This is a genomic window from Candidatus Epulonipiscium viviparus, from assembly GCF_000171335.1.
GTDB classification, from domain to species: Bacteria; Bacillota; Clostridia; order Lachnospirales; family Cellulosilyticaceae; genus Epulonipiscioides; species Epulonipiscioides viviparus.
Genome location: NZ_ABEQ01000004.3, coordinates 33,208 through 57,682, shown reverse-complemented (window position 1 = coordinate 57,682; position 24,475 = coordinate 33,208). Strand labels below are relative to the sequence as shown.

Sequence of the window (24,475 nt, the reverse complement as noted above, 5' to 3'; positions counted from 1 at the left end):
TGCTCAATCTGCTCGATCTGCTACATCCTCCCTAGCCTCTACATCTTCTCCGTCATCTCAATCTGCTCAATCTGCTACATCCTCCCTAGCTTCTACATCATCTCCGTCATCTCAATCTGCTCGATCGGCTACATCCTCCCCATCTGCTACATCATCTCCGTCATCTACATCTTCTCCATCTGCTACATCCTCCCCAGATTCTACATCATCTCCATCCGCTATATCTTCTCCACCGTCTCCAGCTTCTCCGTCATCTCCATCTTCCACATCCGCTCGATCTGCTACATCCTCCCCAGATTCTACATCATCTCCATCCGCTACATCCTTCCCAGATTCTACATCATCTCCATCTTCCACATCCGCTCCATCTGCTACATTCTCCCTAGCTTCTACATCATCTCCGTCATCTCCATCTGCTCGATCCGCTACATCCTCCCCAGATTCTACATCATCTCCATCTTCCACATCTGCTCGATCCGCTACATCCTCCCTAGCTTCTACATCATCTCCGTCTTCTCCATCTGCTCAATCTGCTCGATCTGCTACATCCTCCCCAGATTCTACATCTTCTCCGTCTGCTCGATCTTCCACATCTGCTCAATCTGTTACATCCTCCCTAGCTTCTACATCATCTCCGTCATCTACATCTGCTCGATCTTCCACATCTGCTCGATCTTCCACATCTGCTCGATCGGCTACATCCTCCCCAGCTTCTACATCATCTCCGTCTTCTACATCATCTCAATCTTCTCGATCGACTACACCGTCTCCAGCTTCTACATCTTCTCCGTCATCTACATCTTTTCGATCTTCTCCATCCGCTACATCCTCTCCAGATTTTACAGCTGCTCGATCGGCGCCAGCTTCTTTGCTATTCTCTTTTCCTTTTTATGTAGTTCGCTATAACATGCGATGCCCCCCTGTAGATCGTTAAAAAATACGACGCTTTATTTATTTCTATATATCGCACATAAAAATGAAGATTCTACAGGTTGTTTATCTCCAACTTTATATAATGCTTTTCATTATTTTATGTTATATTTTTAGCATTTTACACTAATTTCTTCTAATTTTTTGGATTTTTATTACAATTAATTTTCCAAATCTTGGATAAGTCTTATTAATGTACTATAACACCGTATCCGATATAATTAATATCATAAATTATTATATGAATGCATTATTACCCGAGCTCATATATTTGGATATGCAATATATTTTTTAGACTATAACTAAATTCGATTTATTATGCTATACAAAAAAAGGAGATGAATTAATGGCTTTGATGAAGAAATATAGAAAGCAAGTAGCTTTTACACTTTTAGCGACCGGAGCAATTACTATGTTACCGATCGATGTTAACGCTACCGAGAATGTAGCGAAGGATGTAGCTGGTTTAATTGCGGGTACTGCTACTAATGCGGCAGCTGCTGGATACATTGCCACTCTGCCAGCCAACGCGACAGATTTAGGTACTGCTCACCCTGACAATGAACTGTTGGTAGATCAAGCAACGTTCAATACAGATTATCAACTCGATACATTAATTACAGAGGCAATGAGATTGTCTCAAATCTTTACATCTAAAACGGATGGTTTAGAATACACCAATACTCATAAATACTTAAACTTAAATGATTCTGCAACAAAAACTGCCTTCGAAAATTTAACGAACATTTTGGCAAATCCTGCCACATTTACCAGCAAAGGCATAAAAGCACATATAGCTGATATAGCGGCTGATCTTAAGGCGGCTGTAGATGCTGTTAAACAGCTTACGCCTATTACTGCTAGTGCACATACCTACAAGGCGGCTATTGATGAACTCAAAAAAACTATCCATTATGTAGATGCGCACATCGATTTTTCAACTAACGAAGATAACGCTATAACAGCTGCCGGTAAAACTCCTGCTGATTTCGGAACTGTCACCGATGCCACCGCTGCCACCGCTGCCGTAGCGATCGAAATTTCTAAAGACGCAAAAACCGTCGAAACAACTAGACATTGGGTTACTCAAAGCGTAGTCGACGCATTACAAGAGGCTATAATTGCTGCCGAGGCTGTTGTTGACAACGCATACTCTGGAGCTTATGTCGATGGCACTGCTACACTTGGAGATATCTTCGAAGATAATGTAACGTTTTCTAATACTGAGGGATTTTACAAGTTAGCTCCTAATCTAGATGGTGAATCAAGCTCCCCGTATGCTAAAAAATCTAATGAGGAAAAATATAAAGAAGAGACATTGCAAGGTTCTGACGGAGATTACTCAACACTCGCTGAAATAGACGCCGCTCAAGCTACCCTCAATGCGGCATACGAGGCCTACCTTGCCGCATCTAATGGGACATACGATCTCGCTACTAACATAGCTGCTGCTACATTAGAAATTAAAATCGCAAAAGCTATGCTAGGAATAGATCCCAAGGCTGATTTACCAAAAAGTGCCAACAGTAGTCTCCGCTCTACCCCTCAAATTTACAAATATACAGGCGATAGCGACGCACCGGCTACCAAAGCAACGGCTAAAGGTATTACAGCATCAAGTGCCGACATTTTAGCGAGCGATCGAGAAGGTTTTGGTCCAGATGCTACATATTTTATAGCGCCAGCCGTAGTTGAAGATGCAGCTGCCGCAAAAGAAATTACCTGGACCGCACCAGGCGGCGTAAAAACTGAACCTAAATACATTACCCATGCTAAAGTCGATACACAGCTTGAGAAATTAAGCGGATACATCGAAACGTATGAAAGTTATGATGGATTCAAACCTGATGGAACAACTCCATTAGAGGGAGAAGATTATACAACCGAAGTTAAGGCCGGCTCTAAAACATCTGGTAGCTCAAATGAAATGGCTGAGATTATAAAGGATATAGCTGGTATAGCTCCAAGCATTGATAACTACACTGCCTTTGCAGATTCTGCTGACACTACTACCGAGGAGAAGCTCGCGAAAGTTACTACTCAGTTATACAACTACTTCGTTCACTTGGGATTAGCAACAACAGTGGAATTTACACCTGCTCCACCTGCTGAAGATGCTCTTGCTAGTGTCGAGGGCGCGGGTACTCCTAGTCCGATTACACTACTTAAGCTAACCGATGGATTTACCACCGCTGGCTTAAATGACAATCACGCACTGAAAGCTAAATCAGAAATTGATGCAGATAACGGCGCTGTAGCAGTTCCAAGGCAAGGACAGTTTAATCCTCTTTTAGCTTCACCTGCAACACGAGCAGACAACAACTACTACAACATCTCTGCCTATAAAGGGGTGGATCTCGATGCAAATAATTTCTGGGTAACGCAAAGTGTTCATGATGATCTTGTGACGGCCATCAATACTGCGAAAACCTATATCAAAGATTCTGGTGAAAAAGATAAAGATAATACTACTCCTCTATATGAATTAAACAGTACATCCGTATCTGCCATTGAAGGCTATATCAAGAAGCTTAAAGAAGCGCTTGATAAATACGATGAAGCGGCTAAAGCTGGATTGAAAACTGAATTTGGTACCGCGATTACATCGGCGACCACAGCACTAGCAGATGTTGAACAGTACGTCACTTTGCCAGTGCTTGAAGCTAATGCTACTACCGGTGCACTTTCTTTAACAACAGGAAGAGCAGTAAAAGATGGTGGTACAATCGCTCTATCTGATGATGGTATTTTCTCTATTACCGAATCTTCTAAAGATGCCGCTGACGACTATACTACTACAGGTACTGATGCAGAGAAGAAAAAACTCATCACGGAAGTCAATACAAGCGCTACACATTACGTTGAAGTGTCTGATTTAGATAAATTAACGTCCGAAGCGAGATATCTCAATGAGCTTGAGGAGTATGCAGGTGTAACCGTTTATGGTCTCGAGGCGTCCGCAAAGACGAAGCTCGAAAAATATATGGACGATTTCGTATCCGGAAACTTGCAAAAAGAAATCGATGACATCGCTAAAGCAGTCGCTACATTTGAAGACAGTAAGCAGCCGATCGTTCCGTTCGATAATACCGCAAGAGGAACATTGTATGAAGCGGTACATGGCGCATCTTCAGACGGAATTATAACTAAAATCAAAAAAGTTGACGGTAAGGATGAATATTATTCCACTGACACTGCCGTTACTGTCGGCGTATCAGAGGATGGTGGATATACGTATAAAACTTATAATGTAACTGGCAACGGCTGGAGCGACTTCATATCATTTGCCGATGACAGCGTCACCACTCACCCAGCGAAATGGACTACCAACGAAGCACTCAAGACTTATTACAACGCGATCCAGGCGGCCGACAAAGTATTAAAGGATACTTTCCCATCTACTTTAAAAGATACTAATGCTACTCCAGAAGATGTTGAAGATACAGGGTCATTGGGAGAATATTATTCAGAAGTAGATTGGGGCTCAAATATTCCAGACGCATCTGAAACTGACTTTGTAGCAGCTAAGGCTACACTCGAGGCGGCTACAGCAGCGTATGGAACGACTACGAAGGAGAAGGCTGCCACCACTGATGCCGAATCGGCTTTGAGCGCATTCGAAACAGCCATCGGTGTGGCATATACAGCGACAACGGCAGCGACAAATCCACCGTCATACGATGCTCTTGGATATATATCATCTACGGACACTACTAATCTAGATCCTACAGCAGGAAGTGGTCAGAAAGTAAAAGTCTACGCTATCGAAAATGCAGAGGGTGAAGTCACTAGCTATGTTCCAGTAGATATTTATATAGTAAGTAAAGGTCATTCTGATACCATCATTAATTCCAAAAAGGGTGACAATTCCAAAAGCATGCTATACGGCTATGATAAAACTGGCGCAGTCGACGCGGTTGCAGGTACTGGTGGCTCAAAAGCTATCGGAAAATTCGTAGACACCGATGCCGTAGAAGATCTCTCAGATGCGCTACTCGAAGTCGATGAAATTTTAGCCAAAAGCGATACAGACCACTACAAAGCATTCGCAAATGACCCTAGCTATTTCGATAATGCATTGAAGAAGGTTGAAGATGCGATAGCAGCATATGAAGCAAAAACTAAAGAGCATGACAGCGCGGCTTATGTAACGGCTTATACATCAGTTCAAACTCATCTTACTGGTGATAGTTCAACAACTCCTACTAGCGCCGTTAACGCAGATACATTCGCAACCAAAGATGCAGCCGACGGCCCGTTCACCATCGAATTCGCAACTGGAACTGTCGTGGGTGGAAAAATCGTTGAGAACGGCATCGCTTTAGATCCAGCCACAGTAAATTTATCTGTAGACGGAGTATATACTTGCAATGCAAATGGCACGGCAACAAGCACTGCTCTACCAGATGGACATTGGGTAACACCGACGATGTTCAACGACCTCAAAGAGGCTATGGTCAAAGCACAAGAAATAGTCGACGCTGCTGCCACTCTAGAGTCATCTTCGCGCACCGGCTATTTGGATAATCCTGGGAATCTTGATGCTACTGACTCCTACTTCGCAACCCAATATAATGAGAGCGGCTTAGCAGATGCGATTCTAGCATTTAAACCAACCGCTGTTGCGACAACTACTACAGGTGACAAAGATAAGTGGATCGAAGCGGCCCAAGTTATTCTCTACGGAGACGACAAAGCAATCGATACATCAGATGCGCCTCCTACTGCTAGCGCAAACGTTGATGCCTTCATCGGAACTAGTACAGACAAAGGTGACTACTCCCTAACTAGTACCGCTATTAAAGTAGCAATCGATACCACTGAAGATGGCGTTTCTGATGCAGAGCTCGAAGCATTCATAGACTCTAATCCTACTTATCTCGACCAAACTTATGCAACGAACTTAAAAGAAGCTCTCGCCGCTTTAGAAGAAGCTGCCGACCAAGCTACAGCCGAGCAAGTTGCCGATCTCGCGGTGCTTGTGAATACTATGGATGCCAACTCTTATGCTATGAATCCTGCTAGCTCGAAGAAAATTGCTCTCTACAACGCATATCATGCGGCCAAAGCTGTACTCAAAGATGCTAATGGTATTGATGTAGAAATTAGCGACACGGCTGGTGCAAACATCTCGACTTCTTCATATTGGGTAACGAGCGCCGTACACGCTAATATCACAAAGGCTATCGAAGAGGCAGAAACGCTTCTCGACGATACCGCAGTCAACACCTCTATCTCTACTAAGGCTACTGCATTGGCAAATCTTGCCAAAAACTTTAAGCCGCTTCCTGGAACTGCAACTGGGGCTACTATTAAAGCGTTTGATGAAGCCAAAAAAGCGCTTCTTGATGGCATCAATGTTGTAGCTGCTCTTACTAATGTGAATGCGTATAATATAGATGGTACACAAGGGACTGAGCTAGCAACTGGCAAAGCTGTAATCGTTGAAAGTAAAGTTTACGGAACCGATGTCGAAGGCGACGATACCAATAACGATCTAATTCCAGACGGTGGATCTAAATGGGTATCAACAATCGACTATACCAAAATAACTACCGCTCTCAACACAGCCGTTACCGCATTGAAAAATACTAAATCCACAACCGCCACATTGCAGGCCTCTCTCACTGCTCTCGAAAAAGCTACTACAGCTTTCGAAACTGCAGCTCAGTTTGGTACCAAGGATTCGTATAACAAAGTCGTTGCCACTCTCAGAACTTATATTTCTAACACTGAAAAAGGCACATTTGCCGATGATGGTGCTCACCTCTCAGCAGTGGAATCGATAGCCGTGAGCTCTTCGTTTGGAGCAGACGTACCAGCAACATCGCTGTGGACCACTACTGCTGGAAAAAATACCATCACTGCTGCTACCCAAAAGGCCGCAACTTTCCTCAACAGCTTTGCCAATGTTGATGCGCCTGACAAGAAAACATCGCTCGACAAGGCCATCTTAGCTCTCAAGGAAATGCAAACTGCGTATCAAAACTTCTATGGCTACGATGTTAACGGCTTAAAACTCGACACAATTACTCCGTTAGCTCAGAAGGGCACCGATGCTATCGAAACTGTAGAATTACGCACTGCAATCCAAAATGCTGTCACTGCCATAAACGGGCTGGCATACCTACCTGGCGCAACGCCTCCGACTGCAACTTACACCGACGCCGACGGTTTGGCTGGTAATAAATACGAAAACAACGACGCGGGAACAACCAAAGTTTCTGTAAAAGCGGGCGGGGTTGACGTACCTGCCAATACACAATGGGTGGCTAGCACAGATGTGAATGTATACGCCAATGCTATATCTGTCGCGCAAAAGACACTCGATACCTTCGCAACTGCAAAAGTTCAGTCTCAACTCACTATCGACAAGGCCGTTGATGCCCTCGCTCTTGCAACACAGAATTTCGAGAAGGCAACCAAACCTGCCGCGGCTCTATCTGCAGAGGCATCAAAATACAATATGGCTCTTACCAAATTAAACGACGCGATCGCGCAAGCTACTAGCACKGTCATCAACGGCAATTTGGCTGGCGGCCCACTCGCGTTACTCAACACGATAAAGCTTAGCCTCGCGGGAGACGGTAGCGACGTAGATTCGTATTCGCAATGGGTAAATACATTGCAGTATAACGCTTACGTCAACGCTATTAACAACGCGAAGAAAGTGATCAGCCTACCGACCACGCTTACCCTTCAGCTTAGCAATGCGTATAGCGCGTTCGACAAATCAACAGCCATCCTAACTTCAGCGGCGGCGAAAAACGGAATGGGTAAAAACGATGAAATGCTCACCAAAATCGAAGAATTGGAATCGCTTATCAAAGATATCGAAGCCATTCTCTACGGTTCCGACCGACGTACCCCTATTTTCGCATCAGCGACCGGGGCGGATGTTCCAGATGATTCCAATTGGCTTCCGACGGCGCAAATCACTGCACTCAACAACCAGATCAAGCTAGCTACTGCTGCTATCTTCAACACCACAACTGACAAAGACCCTATCACCGGAGCTGTTGGTACAGGCAAAACCACGCTCGCTAGTATTGGGCAAACGATCACGTCTCTCAAAAATAGCGTCACAACTGCAACCAAACTTTTAAAACCTGGTAAGCTGGACTCAGATCTCGAAACAGCCGATGCGGTAAAAGCGAAAAACGAACTTACGATGTTAATAGCGCAGGCATTCGAATATACAAAGTACGCGCAAAGCGATGTACAAGGGAACGATGTCGCGGACGGCCTAGCTTGGGTAACAGAAGAAGACGTGGATGGGTTCACAGTTGATGGCGAGAGCGAATCGATGGCACCGAAAGAATTTATCATTGACGCGCATAAGGCGGCGAGCGATGTATTGAAGGCGAATCCGCATACAGCAGAAGGATCTGCGGCCAAGTTGACTGAAGCAATCGGAAAATTAGAGTTAGCGATCGAGCAGTTTGCCAACGTTGTAGCTAACAAAACACCAGCTGGAGAGGCTGTCGCTGGTGATACACTAATCGGAGGCCTTGGAACAATGGATACTCTGAACACAGCAAAAGAAGTGTTAACTGCACGAATCGAGGCAATCAAAGCCTATGTGGAAACAGTCGTAGAAGTAAGCAGTATGACTGACGAAAGTGAAGACGGCGATATTTACGAATTGGCGATGGGCACGTTGTATTCAGACACTGATTCTATCTCTGCAATAGAAACCGCGATCGAAATTGCGACAGATGCGATAAGCGATCTCGAGGACACCGCCACAGATGCGGCTAAGTTAACAGCAGGTTCATTAGACGGAACCACCGCCGATGATCCAGCTGCGGCACCTACTAGCGCATTGGGTCATTTAAATAGCGCATTCGAATTATTCTCAGGAATAGACGATAATCATCCCAAAACTAATGAAGATACAACTAAAATTGACAAAGTAAAAGAAAAATCTAAGTACGCAGGTACTCCATTAGAGCAAGCTGTAGCGGCCATAACCGCGGTACTTGAAAGCGACGAGTTGATCGTGGTTCCAGCACTTAAAACCGGCACCACCGACGCTATGGATACTGATGGAGCAAAAGCTCATATCGAAACTAAACTTAACGAAGTAATCACCGCTGCGGGCATAGACATGAATATTACTGTTGATAGATCTGGTACAGCAACTCCTATTACGGCTCAATTTAAGGTTGAAGCTACAATCACTGGTTTCACAGCAGCAACTCCAGGTACTGCAGAAGAGCCTGATGGTGAAGTTGGTGAAAATGAAGTTTCCGTTAAGATTACATTAATGGAAGATGATGGCACTACTGCTGTTACGGGTACGGGTATTGAACCAGTAGTGATCGAAGGTGAGTTTATAGTGGCAGCCGCTCCATATAAGTGGACAGTAATCGAGAAGTCAGCAGTGCTCGAAGCCGCATCTCGCATTCACTCTTCAAGAGAATTCACGATCGATGGCAACTTACTAATCAATGCAGATGCAGATAAGGCAACTAGAAATAAAGCTAATGCTCTTCTCGCCGCTAAAGAAATCGAGAAACAAGTGAAAGCGTTAATTAATAATGGAGATGTTGAAGTATATATTGTATCCGAAGGATTTGATGCCGAAACTGGCGAATTAAAAGCCGAGAATATATTCACAACTGACACTGTCGATGCAACAGCAGCATATGAGCCACAAGTTAATAAGCCAGACCCTGAGGATCCAGAAGCCGAAGATGAGTCTGAAGACGGTGCATTCGTATTTAATATAGCATTAAGAATCCCTTATGCCAAAGCAAATCCTGGTGTGGCGACTATCTCTACTCCAGCAATCGAGGATGAATTAGTAGAAGTAGTTAAAGATGATGCCTCTGGTGCCGATGACACTACCAACAATGAGTTCTACACAGTAATCTTCGACGAAACATTTGAAGCGATCATAACTCCTGGTGAGTATCTAAAAATAGACGCAGGTAGCCCACCACCAATGAAAAATGCTACTCCGACAAGATCTATAGGATCTAGAATTATGTCATTCTTCAAGCGTTCATAAGAAGCTCAAAAATTAGCAAAAAATACCATTAAATCCGTCAGAGTAGCTACAACAGCTGGCGAAGCCGATTTGATGGCAATAGCTAGGATGGCCGACTCGATGGCAACAGCTGATGAGGTCGATGCGATGGCAATAGCTAGCGGAGCCGATTCGATTACAATAGCCGGGGTGGTCGGTGCGATGACAACAGCTGGCGAAGCCGATTTGATTGCAATAGCCGGGGTGGTCGGTGCGATGACAACAGCTGGCGAAGCCGATTTGATTGCAATAGCCGGGGTGGTCGGTGCGATGGCAACAGCTGATGAGGTCGATGCGATAGCAATAGCTGGCGAAGCCGACTCGGTGGCAATAGCTGGGGTAGCCGACTCGGTGGCAACAGCTGGTGAGGTCGATGCGATAGCAATAGCTGGCGAAGCCGATTCGATGGTAATAGCTGAGGTGGTCGGTGCGATAGCAACAGCTGGTGAGGTCGGTGCGATGACAATAGCTAGCGGAGCCGACTCGGTGGCAACAGCTGGTGAGGTCGATGCGATAGCAATAGCTGGCGAAGCCGATTTGATTACAATAGCCGGGGTGGTCGGTGCGATAGCAATAGCTGGCGAAGCCGACTCGGTGGCAACAGCTGATGAGGTCGATGCAATAGCAATAGCTAGCGGAGCCGATTTTGCCGCAGTTAAAGTAATACTTTAAGCTAATTATGTAGCAACTACAAGCGTTTCCGGTGACGAAAATCTCTCGGTTAAAGTAATACTTTAAGCTGTTATGGTGTTTTACCTCTTGATCATCGCAATAGCTGGTACATCCGATAATTTTACTGTACAAATCACAGCCGATTTTGCCGCAGTTAAAGTAATACTTTAAGCTAATTATGTAGCAACGACGAGCGTTTCCGGTGACGAAAATTTCTCGGTTAAAGTAATACTTTAAGCTGTTATGGTGTTTTACATCTTGATCATCGCCGTGGCTGGTACATCCGATAATTTTACTGTACAAATTACAGCCGATTTTGCCGCAGTTAAAGTAATACTTTAAGCTAATTATGTAGCAACCACAGGCGTTTCCGGTGTCGAAAATCTCTCGGTTAAAGTAATACTTTAAGCTGTTATGGTGTTTTACATCTTGATGATCGCAATAGCTGGTACATCCGATAATTTTACTATACGAATTACAGCCCATTTTGCCGCAGTTAAAGTAATACTTTAAGCTAATTATGTAGCAACCACAAGCGTTTCCGGTGACGAAAATTTCTCGGTTAAAGTAATACTTTAAGCTGTTATGGCACCTTACATTTTGATAATTCCAAATAATGGCAATAACTAGACAGTCGACTCGATGGCAGTAGCTCGCGAAGCCAACTCGATGGCAACAGCTGATGAGGTCGATGCGATAGCAATAGCTGTGGTAGCCGACTCGGTGGCAACAGCTGATGAGGTCGGTGCGATGACAATAGCTGGGGTAGCCGACTCGGTGGCAACAGCTGATGAGGTCGGTGCGATGACAATAGCTGGCGAAGCCGACTCGATGGCAACAGCTAACGCGACTGATTTGATGGCATAAAATAATGATAACGAATCAGTCGATACTTATACAAAAATGATTTTCAATCACAATGATGTTACAGCCGATTTTGCCGCAGTTAAAGTAATACTTTAAGCTAATTATGTAGCAACCACAAGCGTTTCCGGTGACGAAAATTTCTCGGTTAAAGTAATACTTTAAGCTGTTATGGCACCTTACATCTTGATAATTCCAAATAATGGCAATAACTAGGCAGTCGACTCGATGGCAGTAGCTCGCGAAGCCAACTCGATGACACCAGCTGATGAGGTCGATGCGATAGCAATAGCTGGCGAAGCCGACTCGGTGGCAACAGCTGGTGAGGTCGATGCGATAGCAACAGCTGGCAAAGCCGATTTGATGACAACAGCTGGGGTGGTCGGTGCGATAGCAATAGCTAGCGGAGCCGATTCAATGGTAATAGCTGAGGTGGTCGGTGCGATGGTAATAGCTGAGGTGGTCGGTGCGATAGCAATAGCTGGGGTAGCCGACTCGATGGCAACAGCTAGTGAGGTCGATGCGATAGCAATAGCTAGCGGAGCCGATTTGATGGCAACGGCTGGTGAAGCCGATTTGATGACAACAGCTGATGAGGTCGGTGCGATGGCAATAGCTAGGATGGCCGATTTTGCCGCAGTTAAAGTAATACTTTAAGCTAATTATGTAGCAACGACGGGCGTTTCCAGTGACGAAAATTTCTCGGTTAAAGTAATACTTTAAGCTATTATGGTGTTTTACATCTTGATCATCGCCGTGGCTGGTACATCCGATAATTTTACTGTACAAATCACAGCCGATTTTGTCGCAGTTAAAGTAATACTTTAAGCTAATTATGTAGCAACCACAAGCGTTTCCGGTGACGAAAATTTCTCGGTTAAAGTAATACTTTAAGCTGTTATGGTGATTTACATCTTGATAATCGCAATAGCTGGTACATCCGATAATTTTACTGTGCAAATTATAGCCGATTTTGCCGCAGTTAAAGTAATACTTGAAGCTAATTGTGTAGCAACCACAAGCGTTTCCGGTGACGAAAATTTCTCGGTTAAAGTAATACTTTAAGCTATTATGGCACCTTACATTTTGATAATTCCAAATAATGGCAATAACTAGGCAGTCGACTCGATGGCAGTAGCTCGCGAAGCCAACTCGATGGCAACAGCTGATGAGGTCGATGCGATGACAATAGCTGGGGTAGCCGACTCGATGGCAACAGCTGGTGAGGTCGATGCGATAGCAATAGCTAGCGGAGCCGATTCGATTACAATAGCCGGGGTGGTCGATGCGATAGCAATAGCTGGGGTAGCCGACTCGCTGGCAATAGCTAGGATGGCCGATTTTGCCGCAGTTAAAGTAATACTTTAAGCTAATTATGTAGCAACGACAAGCGTTTCCGGTGATGAAAATTTCTCGGTTAAAGTAATACTTTAAGCTGTTATGGTGATTTACATCTTGATCATCGCAATAGCTGGTACATCCGATAATTTTACTGTACGAATTACAGCCCATTTTGCCGCAGTTAAAGTAATACTTGAAGCTAATTATGTAGCAACCACAAGCGTTTCCGGCGACGAAAATCTCTCAGTTAAAGTAATACTTTAAGCTGTTATGGTGACTTACATCTTGATCATCGCCGTGGCTGGTACATCCGATAATTTTACTGTACAAATCACAGCCGATTTTGCCGCAGTTAAAGTAATACTTGAAGCTAATTATGTAGCAACCACAGGCGTTTCCGGTGACGAAAATTTCTCGGTTAAAGTAATACTTTAAGCTGTTATGGCGACTTACATTTTGATAATTCCAAATAATGGCAATAACTAGGCAGTCGACTCGATGGCAGTAGCTCGCGAAGCCAACTCGATGACAACAGCTGGTGAGGTCGATGCGATGACAATAGCTGGGGTAGCCGACTCGGTGGCAACAGCTGATGAGGTCGATGCAATGACAATAGCTGGTGAGGTCGATGCGATAGCAATAGCTAGGATAGCCGATTTTGCCGCAGTTAAAGTAATACTTGAAGCTAATTGTGTAGCAACGACGGGCGTTTCCGGTGACGAAAATTTCTCGGTTAAAGTAATACTTTAAGCTATTATGGCGACTTACATCTTGATCATCGCAATAGCTGGTACATCCGATAATTTTACTGTACGAATTACAGCCCATTTTGCCGCAGTTAAAGTAATACTTGAAGCTAATTATGTAGCAACGACGGGCGTTTCCGGTGACGAAAATTTCTCGGTTAAAGTAATACTTTAAGCTGTTATGGTGATTTACATCTTGATCGTCGCTGTGGCTGGTACATCCGATAATTTTACTGTACGAATTACAGCCGATTTTGCCGCAGTTAAAGTAATACTTGAAGCTAATTATGTAGCAACCACAAGCGTTTCCGGTGACGAAAATTTCTCGGTTAAAGTAATACTTTAAGCTGTTATGGCACCTTATATCTTGATAATTCCAAATAATGGCAATACACAATCATCATTCAGGTCGCGATAATAGCTAATGCGACCATTGTGATTGATGAATACTTAACGCCCTCTCTCATTTTATTTAGGGCTCTTATTATGTTTACTTTTGGATCTCGTATATCCAATTTCTAGCAGAGTGTTGTGTTTTCTCTGCACTTTATATTGCGGCCACGTGCGCCGCTTCTTTCAAAAAAGGAGATGAATAAATGTCGTTAATGAAAAAATATCGAAAACAAATGGCTTTTACTTTACTTGCTTCTGGTGCTATAGCTGTTACTCCGCTCAATGTTGCGGCTGAGACTATCGGCTCTCTTATGACAGAGGCTGATGCTGATGATTCAATTGGTTATGTAGAGCTTACTGATCCGAAAGATGTTCCTGTAATAGATGATGAATTTGGCAAGTCATTGAGGCTCACTGCTCTTCACACTTCTCTCACAGAAGGATTAGAATTCGCTACAACTCAATTTTATATTCCAGAGGATGATGAAGCATTCGTTGCTCTCGAAAATATGTTACTAACAGATAAGATAGCACAAGACAGTTCTCACGGATTGATTGAGCATCTTGAAGAAATAGCTAAAATTATTACAGATGTTAATAAAGATGTTGCTAAAATCGATTTAGAAGCTGGAACTGGAGATGCGTACAAAACAGCTATCGATGAGCTAAAGCAAGAGATTCACTACGTTGATGCCCATATGGATTATTCTGAGTTTGCACCACTAATTCTTGATGCCCCACCAGCGGGAACTGAGCAGAAGCCAGTTGACTTTGGCGAAGATACAACTATAGCCGCGACGCAGGCCGTGAAAATTGCTATTAGTAAAGATGGACTCGATGTTACAGATGGAAAATACTGGGTTACTGATGCTATCTACACAGACTTAGAAAATAAGCTAGATGCAGCCGTTGCCGCTGTAAAGAACTTCTACCCTGATACCAAAGTCAAGAATACCGCAGATGACACCGCAATTAAATTTGATTTTGGTACCGCTGTCGAGACTTCTGATAAGTTTAAAGAGTTCGCCGGAGCGGTAACTGATTCTACTTTAACGACAAATGAAACAGCAGGCACTACGGGAATGATAACCAAATTACCAGACGAAACCGCTTACGATAAAGATATGGGTACCGGAACCGCTACCAACTATACTACCATCGAAGATTTAAAAACAGCGTTGAAGAACCTATCCGATGCGTATGATACCTATCTTGATGCCGAAGACGGTGAGGCAGAACTTATCAATGCCGCTACATTCGAACTCGACAAGCAAATTGCTATAGCGATGCTCGGACTTGATCCTGCTGATAATCCTAACTTAGAGAGTGCTCTCTCTTTCGCATCGACTCCTCAAGTGTATATGTATGCCGCCGTCGCCGCCGATTCTACTACTACTGCTCCAGTTGCAAAAAGTGCGGCTACTAAAGTTGTAAAGGCGACTGGTACAGACCCTACTGAAGCTGAAATCGGTTTTGGTAATGATGATAAATACTTTATCTCTCCAGCTGTGACCAATAACTCCTTCGCCATTGGAAAAGTTCGTAATCTTGCAAATGATGCTGATCTTGCAATCGATGCCACATATATCACACCAGCTGAGGCGAACGCTAAAGCTAGTGTATTGAAAAAGTTAATCGCGGAGATGAAACTTTATGATGGTGAAGATATTACAGAAAATGGCGGAAAGACTGGTGTTGATACTGAAGCCGAATATAAAGCATACCGTGCAGAAATCAGTGCGGGAATTTCAGCGGCGGCTAAAAATGATTATGGTGCGGATACCAAGATCACTCTTGTAGCCGAGAAGATGGCAGCATTTGGTGAGGAAATCGCCGACATAGCAAAAGTTGGTGCTTCTGTTGAAAGGCAAGAGGCTATGGATACGCTTGGCAAGTATCTTGCTTACTTTAACTATGGTACTTGGGCAGATGGTAAATTCGCAGCATCAACTGATACAGCTACTACTGCATTTGTCACAAAACCGGCTCTCACCGCTGTTTCAACAGCTGCTGGCGAGGAGATTGGTAAACTCAATGTTGGCAAAGATGTTACTACTGTACTAGCTAAAACTGTTGAGACATTCTACAATATTTCAGCAAAAGATGGCCTCGATGTTGGTAAAGACCACTTCTGGGTAACTGCTGATGAGCGCAATGATCTTGCATATACCTTAAACGATGCGCACACATTCCTCTCTGGCCTAGTTGCTGATTCTACATCTACAACATCAACAGCTTTAGTTGAAGCAAAGATCGCGGAGGTAGAGGCAGCAATTGAGGCATACGACGCAGCCGCTAAAGAAGGTCTCAAGGACGACTTCGCAGAAGAGGTTAAGAAAATTACTGATGCTTTGGCTACGGTTACGCTACATGTTACTCTTCCTACATTTACGCCTGAGGATCCTACCACTAAACCTGCTCCGGTTCTTGCAACGCAAAGATCTATACCTGAGGCTAAGGAGACTGTATTATCCGATGATGGAGTATTCACTATCACTCGTGAAGTATTCACTGTAGCTCCAGAAGGATTCGCACTTGATGCTGCGGCCACTGAAGCTACTGCTGCGCATAGCTTCATTCAAAACGAGAAGCTTATGGCGGCTACGGCTACTCATTACGTAACTCCAGCGGATCTTGATGCATTGTTTGCGGCAATCGACCCAGTAGCGTTGTTGGTTAACAATACTACTATCGCTCCAGCTGGAGTTATAGTAGACGTTCACTCTACAGCAATCCAGAATGCGAGCGATCTATATAACGACTTAGTTGCTAAATACTTAAATGGCGAAATCGAAGCAATAGCCGATAAAATTGAAACAGCGGTGGGAGTTTTCGAAGATGCTAAGAAGGAAGTTGTGTCATATGCCAAAAGAGCTGAGCTAGTTACTACTATAAATGCTGACATGGAAGCTCCTCCAGGAACTGCCGCCGCAGATGGCTCAATTAGAGATCTAATCCGCGTGGATACTGATGGAACAGTTTATATAGATCCAGATTCAACAGAAGTTGCGATATCAAAAGATGGTGGCTATACATTTGTGAAATACACCCCTATTAACGGAGATACTTCTGGCAAGTGGGAGCCTGTTACTACAGCTCCGACTAATTGGGTTGATGAAGCAACGCTTTCGGCATATAATGCAGCAATTGTGGCCGCTGAGAACGTTGTTAAAGAAAGTAAGATTGCAGCTAAAGATATTATTGGCACAGGCGCTACAGCTCAAGTCGGTGCTGATGTAACCGACGCTCTTGATAGTACAAAAGCATATGCGGAATTAAGTCTTAACGAAGATGTTCTAGCGAAGATGGTATCAGCGGCGGCGACCGGTGAAGATTACTTTGAAATGGCGAACGAGACCCTCGCTACAGCTAAGGCGGCTTTCGAGAAGGCGTATGAAAAACCAGAAGATATTACGAGTGTAAAAGGTGACCTTGACACGTTCATCACCGCTGTTGGATCTCTATACACTCTTGCGACTGGAGCTCCTACGAAAGATAACCGTGAAGAATCTGGATGGATCGAAGGAGCTGCAGATAGCGTTTATAAAATTGAAAACGCTGATAAGACAATCACCTACTTCCCTGCAGGTGTGTATGTAAGTAATGACAAGTTTGGCCTTATCAACTCTGTATCGGGCGAGCCATATGAAGATACTCCGGCTCATTACGTAAATTCACGAGTTGTAAACGACTATATGTTAGCTATTAAAGCAGCCGAAGATGCTAAGAACAAGAGTCTCGTTGACCTAGATAAGCTAATTGAACTAAATGCTAACTACTTAAACGATATTCAAACTAAACTTACTACTGCGAAAGAGGCCTATGATGCTGGTAAGAAAGCACATGCTGACGTTAAAGCTGCCTTCACAACGAATTATGGATTGGCTCAGACCGCACTTGGAACCACGGCACTCAGTACTGAATACTTCAAATTCAAAGATGCCGCTGGTGAAGTTTTCGCAACTGCAGATGCGATTACTGTAACCTTTAATTCTGATAATGCAGTAGATTTAACGACAGAAATTATATTGGGAGGTAAAGTTAAACTATCACTTGATGGCATTTATGAATGTGACGAATATGGTGTGGCGACTGAAGATAAAGTATATGAAGATGGTATGTATTGGGTAACTCCAACAATGTTCAAAAACCTAAAAGACGCTATCATAGATGCGCAGGAATTAATAAACGATGCCGCAAGCTTCGACGAAGGTATTGTTGATGCATATATTCACACAATAACAGCGCTCAATACAATCAAAGCCGGCCTCGAGGCTGATATAGCTACTGAAGAAGGTAAGGCTCTTAAAGCGGCTGGTGCAGCAGCAATAGGGGATCTCGAGCTTTCAGCAGAAGATGAAGAAACCCTCACAATTGCATTCGCTGATACTACGAAAACAGATGCAGCTAAAACACTTGTAGGAACATTAACGACTAAATACTTTGAAAGCCAAGTAGATTTCACTGAAGTGGTGGCGGCATTTGTTCCTACTAAAACTGAGGATGTTGGTACAGAAAAAGCTGCGGAGTGGATTGATGCGGCAAAAGTAATTATTTATGGAGCTGACAAAGTAGCTGGCGGTGCTGACCCTGTCGACAATAGAGATGCGTTAGTCAGCGAGCTACCAGGTGGATTCGATGTTCTCACGCTAGCCGCTCTTGCAGCAGCTGACACGGATGAGGATAAGGATGACAATGACAAAATTATTTATGGTCTATCTGATGCCGAGATCACAACCGCATTTGGTGAGGCGGTATACTTTGAAAAAGCATATATCGATGCATTGAAAGCGGCGATAAAAGTAGTAGAAGATGCTGGCGACGAAGTAGAAGCCGAAGAAGTAGAGGCGCTTGCATTGTTAGTAAATCAAGCACCGAAAGAAGTTAAAGACGTAGAAATCGAGAAGAACGCGAAAATCGATCTATACAATAGTTACGTGAGTACCGAGGCTCTATTAATGAAAGACGGCAAAGAAGTTGTAGCCAGCGACAACAAAGGTGCTTCAACAGCTAAAGACACATATTGGGTAACATCCGCACAATTAAATGGTTTGAAGGCAGCATTGACGAACACCGAAAAATTATTAAACAATACAACCACCGCCGCAAAAGCATCTGCCACATTTAATAAAACTCTTGTTACGCAACTTACAACTAACGCGCGTCTTGGAGCGGCGTTCAAGCCAGCACCAGGCACCGCAGAGAAAGAGGCTATGGATAAACTTAATGCGGCCAAGGCTGAATTATTAGCACGCATAAATTACGCGACAGTTTTGACAGGCCAACAAGCATATTTGGAAGACGGGACTCAAGATGTAAACGCCGTAATTATAGATGAAGGCAGAATCGTTGTCAGTACAGCGTTCGGAACCGATGTATCTGGAGAAGATAAAGACGGCAATTTAATTCCAGATTCTGGAGATCGCTGGACATCGCAAGCGGCGCTCAATGCAGCGAAGACAGCTATCAAGGCCGCTGTTAATGCATATAAGCATACATTAGCAACTGAAACATCGTTAGACAAAGCGCAACTGATACTTAACAATAGCATCGCCAACTTCGAGAGAACCGCTCAATACGGAGCGAAAGAATTGTACGCATCAGTGGCGGCGACAATGCAAACGTATGTGAACAACATCAGAAAAGGAAACGAAACTTATGCCGATGGAGCGATCATCGCAGCAGATAAATTAGCACAAAGTTTACTCAACGGAGCCGACGTCGCGGTAAACCAATATTGGTCAACCAAACTTGAAGTGACCAAGATTCTTAACGCAGCAACAGTGGCGGAAAACGTTCTTTTGAAATTTGCCAACCCTGATAAACCAACATCGAAAACTAGCCTTCCGGCACTTGTCGTATCGCTCAATAATATTAAGAGATCGTACGAATTCTTCTACGGAAGAGATTTAGAAGGCAAAGCGATCGACGGGATTGTTCCGAAAGTACAGCAAGGAACGAACTTAGTGGAGACATCAGAAATCCGCAGCCTTATCGAACTTTCTGTAGCGAAAGTCAACGACCTTGTATACCTCAAAGGAGCGCCAAGACCGCATTTTAAATACACATTATCAGACGGAACTGCGGGCAACTCGTATGGCTACGACCAATTGATTCCAGATGAAGATTATAACTTCGAGAAAATGGAAGACGGCGACGATGGCAACGGAAATGGAATCGATGAAGAAGAAGCAGACAACGGACCAGACATCCGCGTATCAAGTAAAGCCAATGGAATCGATGTACCAACCGATACTCAATGGATATCAAGCGTCGCAGTAAATCAATTTGTAGCAGCAATCAATGGAGCGCAAGCGTCATTAGACCGATTCGATATGGCCGCAGATAAAGTAAAAAATCAAGCCATCCTAACAAACGCGATTACAGTATTAGAGAGAGCCAACGGAGTGTTCGACGCGGCAGTAAAAACATCAGATTCTTCTACCAGCGAAGCATCAGAAGCGTATCAAGAGTCATATACAAAGCTAGCAAGTTCGATAATACAAGGTTTCAGTGTACTTGGATTTGATAAAAACGGTGTATTCGAGGAAGGCATTAGCCTGGAGAGTGGAGAATTAGCGATCGATGTCGCAGTAAGAGGAACGTTATCAGGAGACGGTGGCGACGTCGACAGTTCATATAACTGGGTACCGATGGCAAATTACAACGGATTTAAAAACGCGGTGATCGCAGCGCAAACAGCACTCAATGCTCCAGCGGCAAATACCAAGAGCCTGACTGCCGCATATACCGGATTGAACAACGCGGCAACAACGTTGGCGAAAGTAGCAGGCGCTAGAGGCGAAGGAAGATTTGATGAAAGAGATGGATTAGTATCAGACTTGCAAGACCTTGTCGACGAGGCGAATGCAATTTTACTTGGAGACGACGGGGAAACACCAATTTTCACAAGTGCAACTGGCAAAGATGTACCGGTAGGTGAGAACTGGCTTACTGGACCAACAATATCCGCGTTGAATGCGCAAGTCACACTTGCAACAAACTCGATCACAAATGCCGGGACCGATCCGCACCCTGTAACTGGCTTAAAAGGCAACGGAAGAACTACAATAAATCAGTTAAACACTAACATTAAAACAATAACAACGGTATTAGAAAGATCGGAACCAAAAGAAGGAACATTGGAAGGCGATATGACCGATGCGGCAAAAGCGAGATTGGTTCTCAAAGCTCAAATCGACCAAGCGAATGCATACGTAAAAACTCGCATAAGTAATTATCAAGGAACTGAGTTAGCGGACGGAGTCACCTGGGTAACAGGCGCGAACGTGGACGGATTTAAATATAGCGATACGGAGAACGCAGACTCGATACGACCTACAATATTCATATCAATGGCAGTAAAAAGAGCGATGCCAGCATACAATAAGTTGTACACAGCGGTGGGCGCGCAAGAAGGCTATGAGCAAGCGAGCACCGATTTACAAAGTGCCATCGACCAATTCGAAAATATTTTGGCAAATAAAACGCCAGGCGGAGCGGACGTTGGAGCAGACAAACCACGACTATCTGGAACAGGATCACTCAATTCAATCAACGTTGAAAAAGTGGCAATCAACGCCAAAATGGCAGAATATTCCACAACAGTCAAATTAACCAGAGTCGCATCCGACGACACAGCAATAGCGAAGTTACCAGAAGGGGTGTATTACGCATCAGCAACAGAGATTGGAACAATGAACACCGCTATCGCAACAGCGAGAAAGGCACTAGGTACATTCGAAAAAACAGCCGATGCTGCCACGTTTTTAAGAGACGTAGTGTCTGCTGATCTCACTGAAGCACACAACACATTCTTAAGTGCACGTAAAATGAAAGGTATATACGAAGAGACTACAATGGCAACGGCCGAAACAGCGATAAAAACATTATTCGATGGCGACGATGAGAACCAAATCATCCTTCCAGCTAGTTCAACTGTCGACAGTGCCAAAGCGTATATCAAAAATCTCGTTGAATCTGTTATAGCAAATGAAACTATCACGGTAGATGTTAATGATGTAGCTATTGGAACTGCTTCAACACCTGGAACTGCAGAAAAACCAGAAGGTACAGCAGGCAGTGGTACAGCAAAAATCAAGTTAACTAACACTCAAGCGGCAGCAGATGCAACTGACAAAGATATAACTGTTGATGCAACCTTCAAAGTAGCGGCGACACCATATAAGTGGGACGCTATAAGCAAAACGAATGTACTAATGGCGGCATCGAAAGTTCATTCCGAGACAGAATTCGTAGTAGACGGTGCGATAGCGAAAGCGGCCAGTGATGCTGAAGATCCTGCAGCAGACGAGACTACAAAACTCGCAGCTGAAGCAAAAGCGGTCGCAGCTGATTTGAAGATGCAAATCGAAAACTTGATCAACGACTCGGCGATAGAAGTGTTTGTTGTCGCAGCCGACTCTGATGAAAACAACGCATTAACTGGCGACAAAAATCTGACTACAATAACAGCGGCGACTGATGACTATGAGCATCAAACACCAGATACCGAAAACAAAAAAGGAGAAGATGGCCAGTTAGAATTTAACGTAGCATTGAGATTAAGCTTTGACGAAGTTCCTGGAATCCTAATGATCGCCGAACCAGCTATCGTAAGCGAATTGGTTGAAGTTACCAACGATGATGCTACTGGAGCTGCCGCAAGCGAGGAACATTACACCGTTATATTTAAAGATGCGTTGACAGCTAAAGTAACGGCGGCACCATACACCGTGAGTTCACCAGCCGACAAGGCAGCAGTTGATATGGCTAATACAATCTACACAGAGAACGTAGAAAAAACAGCTCATAGTATTGAGAATACTCTTGAGAATCCAGCGACTACAGAAGCGTTAGCGAAGGCGCAAATTTCTAAGCAAATCACCAACTTACTAACCAAAGGATTTGGAAGCAACAGTACAGATGCTGCTCATAATTATGATGTTATCGAGGACGTAACTTTCGAAATTATCACTAAAACATTTACGGCACCGACCCGAGAGGCAGACGGATCATTCACCTTTGCAGTTAAGTTTACTCAAGGCATTGATTCTACATCTAGTGCGGACCAAGCTGCATTGACTATAACGCAAAATCCAGAAGATGCATTAGGCGACTTCGTGGCCGCGCTAGAATCATTCCCTACATTTGCAGCCACTTACGTGTACAATGCAAGCGGTTCACTTGAAAAGGTTGATCCAAAAGATGATGGAAGCTTCGAATACGAGGAAGGTGTAGGACCATATGTCTTAGCCGACAAAAATGCAACAGATAAGCTAAGAGCTAGCAGCGACATAATGCTGTACCTCGGCGCAGCAGTGAAAAATGCTGTAGGCAGTGGGGCTACAGTTACACTCGATGATAAATACACAGCCTTCAAGAGAGCCCTTTCAGCAACACCAGCCAAAGCTGGAATAAACGGAATATTCAAATTTGTAGCCGTTGTAACAGAAGGGGATAGAACCGAAAGAACATTCCAAATCACTATACCGATCGTCGCGTTACCATACGAAAAACCAGAAGAAGTCAAAGCGGTAGAAGCGAACCTAATCTCGCTAGGACTTGACCTTGACGCGATCGATAAGTTCGAAGAAGAAGAGATACCGGCATTCAACGAACCAGCAATCGAAGAGAATGATGAAGACGAATTTGTAAGCGAATACACCGAGGAATTTGTAGAAGAAGAGTTAACATTCGACGAGCCAGCATACGAAGAAGAAGCGTACGAAGAGCCTACATTCGACGAAGAATACGAGGAATATTTTGAGGAGTTGTTCGAAGAAGAAGAAGAGTATTTCGAGGAGCAATTTGAGGAGCAATTCGAAGAGGAGCTGTTTATGGAAGAATCATTTGACTTCTCAACAAGTAAGAATAAGTCATTTATAGAACGAGTGAAAAACCTATTTAAGCGTTCATAATCCGATGCATAATTTGACTTCTCAGCAAGCTCAGTAAATCAGAATTTATAGAACGAGTGAAAAGCCTTATTTAAGCGTTCATAAGCCAATGCATAATTTGACTTCTCAGCAAGCTCAGTAAATCAGAATTTATAGAACGAGTGAAAAACCTATTTAAGCGTTCATAAGTCGACGTATAGCACGAGGCTGAGCTTGTAGTAGCAACAATAGAAAACCTTCCCTGGAATTTTTTGGGGGAAGGTTTTTTGTATGTAATCGTAATTTTACGTATAGCAGAATTTTTAGCTGCCGCTGAAACGGTCGCTAGAGATGTTATATTTTCGTATATAAAAAAACCTCCTAGTATATTCCAACACAGAAGGTTTCGGCTTTAATTTTTCAAAAAGATGCGCTATTTTGGAGTTGTTGTAATTCTGTTTTTGACAACCCTGTTACTTTCATGGCCATATCGATCCCTTCATGTAGTAGAATGAGTTTTAAGTTTTGCTTCTTCCATACCTTCTTTCATCCCTTTTCTATAGCCAAAGATAATTATATCTGCTAGCAAAACTTCAAATCTCAGGGTCTCACGGATA

At 43.8% G+C, this 24,475-nt stretch carries 13 protein-coding genes; 12 read left to right on the top strand and 1 reads right to left on the bottom strand.

Annotated elements, in window-relative coordinates; translation table 11 throughout:
• Positions 1-111: 111 nt before the first annotated feature.
• Positions 112-465 carry a hypothetical protein gene (locus EPU_RS14095; RefSeq protein ID WP_010165992.1) on the bottom strand — a complete coding sequence of 118 codons (354 nt, stop codon included), beginning with the start codon at positions 463-465 and terminating at the stop codon, positions 112-114.
• Positions 466-1,276: 811 nt separating this feature from the next.
• Between EPU_RS14095 and EPU_RS01165 the strand changes: the two genes are divergently transcribed.
• From EPU_RS01165 to EPU_RS01115, 12 genes are all read left to right on the top strand, one after another.
• Positions 1,277-9,946: a hypothetical protein gene (locus EPU_RS01165; protein WP_010165987.1), complete on the top strand. Its 8,670-nt coding sequence runs from the start codon at positions 1,277-1,279 to the stop codon at positions 9,944-9,946.
• Positions 9,947-10,018: 72 nt separating this feature from the next.
• A complete protein-coding gene (locus EPU_RS01160; RefSeq protein ID WP_156778372.1) occupies positions 10,019-10,636 on the top strand; it encodes a hypothetical protein in 618 nt (205 codons plus the stop codon).
• A gap of 642 nt (positions 10,637-11,278) precedes the next feature.
• Entirely contained in the window at positions 11,279-11,503 is a 225-nt protein-coding gene (locus tag EPU_RS14090; RefSeq protein WP_010165983.1) for a hypothetical protein, read from the top strand.
• A gap of 225 nt (positions 11,504-11,728) precedes the next feature.
• Positions 11,729-12,157, top strand: a complete 429-nt coding sequence (locus EPU_RS01150; RefSeq protein WP_010165981.1) for a hypothetical protein — start codon at positions 11,729-11,731, stop codon at positions 12,155-12,157.
• Between the two features lie 258 nt (positions 12,158-12,415).
• The gene (locus EPU_RS13810) at positions 12,416-12,565 is read left to right on the top strand and encodes a hypothetical protein (protein WP_010165980.1); all 150 of its coding nucleotides are present in this window, start codon (positions 12,416-12,418) and stop codon (positions 12,563-12,565) included.
• A gap of 63 nt (positions 12,566-12,628) precedes the next feature.
• Positions 12,629-12,868 carry a hypothetical protein gene (locus tag EPU_RS01140; RefSeq protein ID WP_010165979.1) on the top strand — a complete coding sequence of 80 codons (240 nt, stop codon included), beginning with the start codon at positions 12,629-12,631 and terminating at the stop codon, positions 12,866-12,868.
• A gap of 72 nt (positions 12,869-12,940) precedes the next feature.
• Positions 12,941-13,105 carry a hypothetical protein gene (locus tag EPU_RS13445; RefSeq protein WP_156778371.1) on the top strand — a complete coding sequence of 55 codons (165 nt, stop codon included), beginning with the start codon at positions 12,941-12,943 and terminating at the stop codon, positions 13,103-13,105.
• 6 nt (positions 13,106-13,111) lie between these two features.
• Positions 13,112-13,276 (top strand): hypothetical protein, encoded by a 165-nt coding sequence (locus EPU_RS13440; RefSeq protein ID WP_156778370.1) that lies wholly within the window; start codon positions 13,112-13,114, stop codon positions 13,274-13,276.
• Between the two features lie 63 nt (positions 13,277-13,339).
• Entirely contained in the window at positions 13,340-13,591 is a 252-nt protein-coding gene (locus EPU_RS01125) for a hypothetical protein (RefSeq protein ID WP_010165972.1), read from the top strand.
• A gap of 6 nt (positions 13,592-13,597) precedes the next feature.
• Entirely contained in the window at positions 13,598-13,762 is a 165-nt protein-coding gene (locus tag EPU_RS13435; RefSeq protein ID WP_156778369.1) for a hypothetical protein, read from the top strand.
• Positions 13,763-13,768: 6 nt separating this feature from the next.
• Complete coding sequence (locus tag EPU_RS13430) at positions 13,769-13,933, top strand: hypothetical protein (protein ID WP_156778368.1); 165 nt, start codon at positions 13,769-13,771, stop codon at positions 13,931-13,933.
• A 250-nt stretch (positions 13,934-14,183) separates the two neighbouring features.
• On the top strand, positions 14,184-23,900 hold the full coding sequence (locus tag EPU_RS01115) for a hypothetical protein (protein WP_010165964.1): 9,717 nt from the start codon (positions 14,184-14,186) through the stop codon (positions 23,898-23,900).
• Positions 23,901-24,475 lie beyond the last annotated feature (575 nt).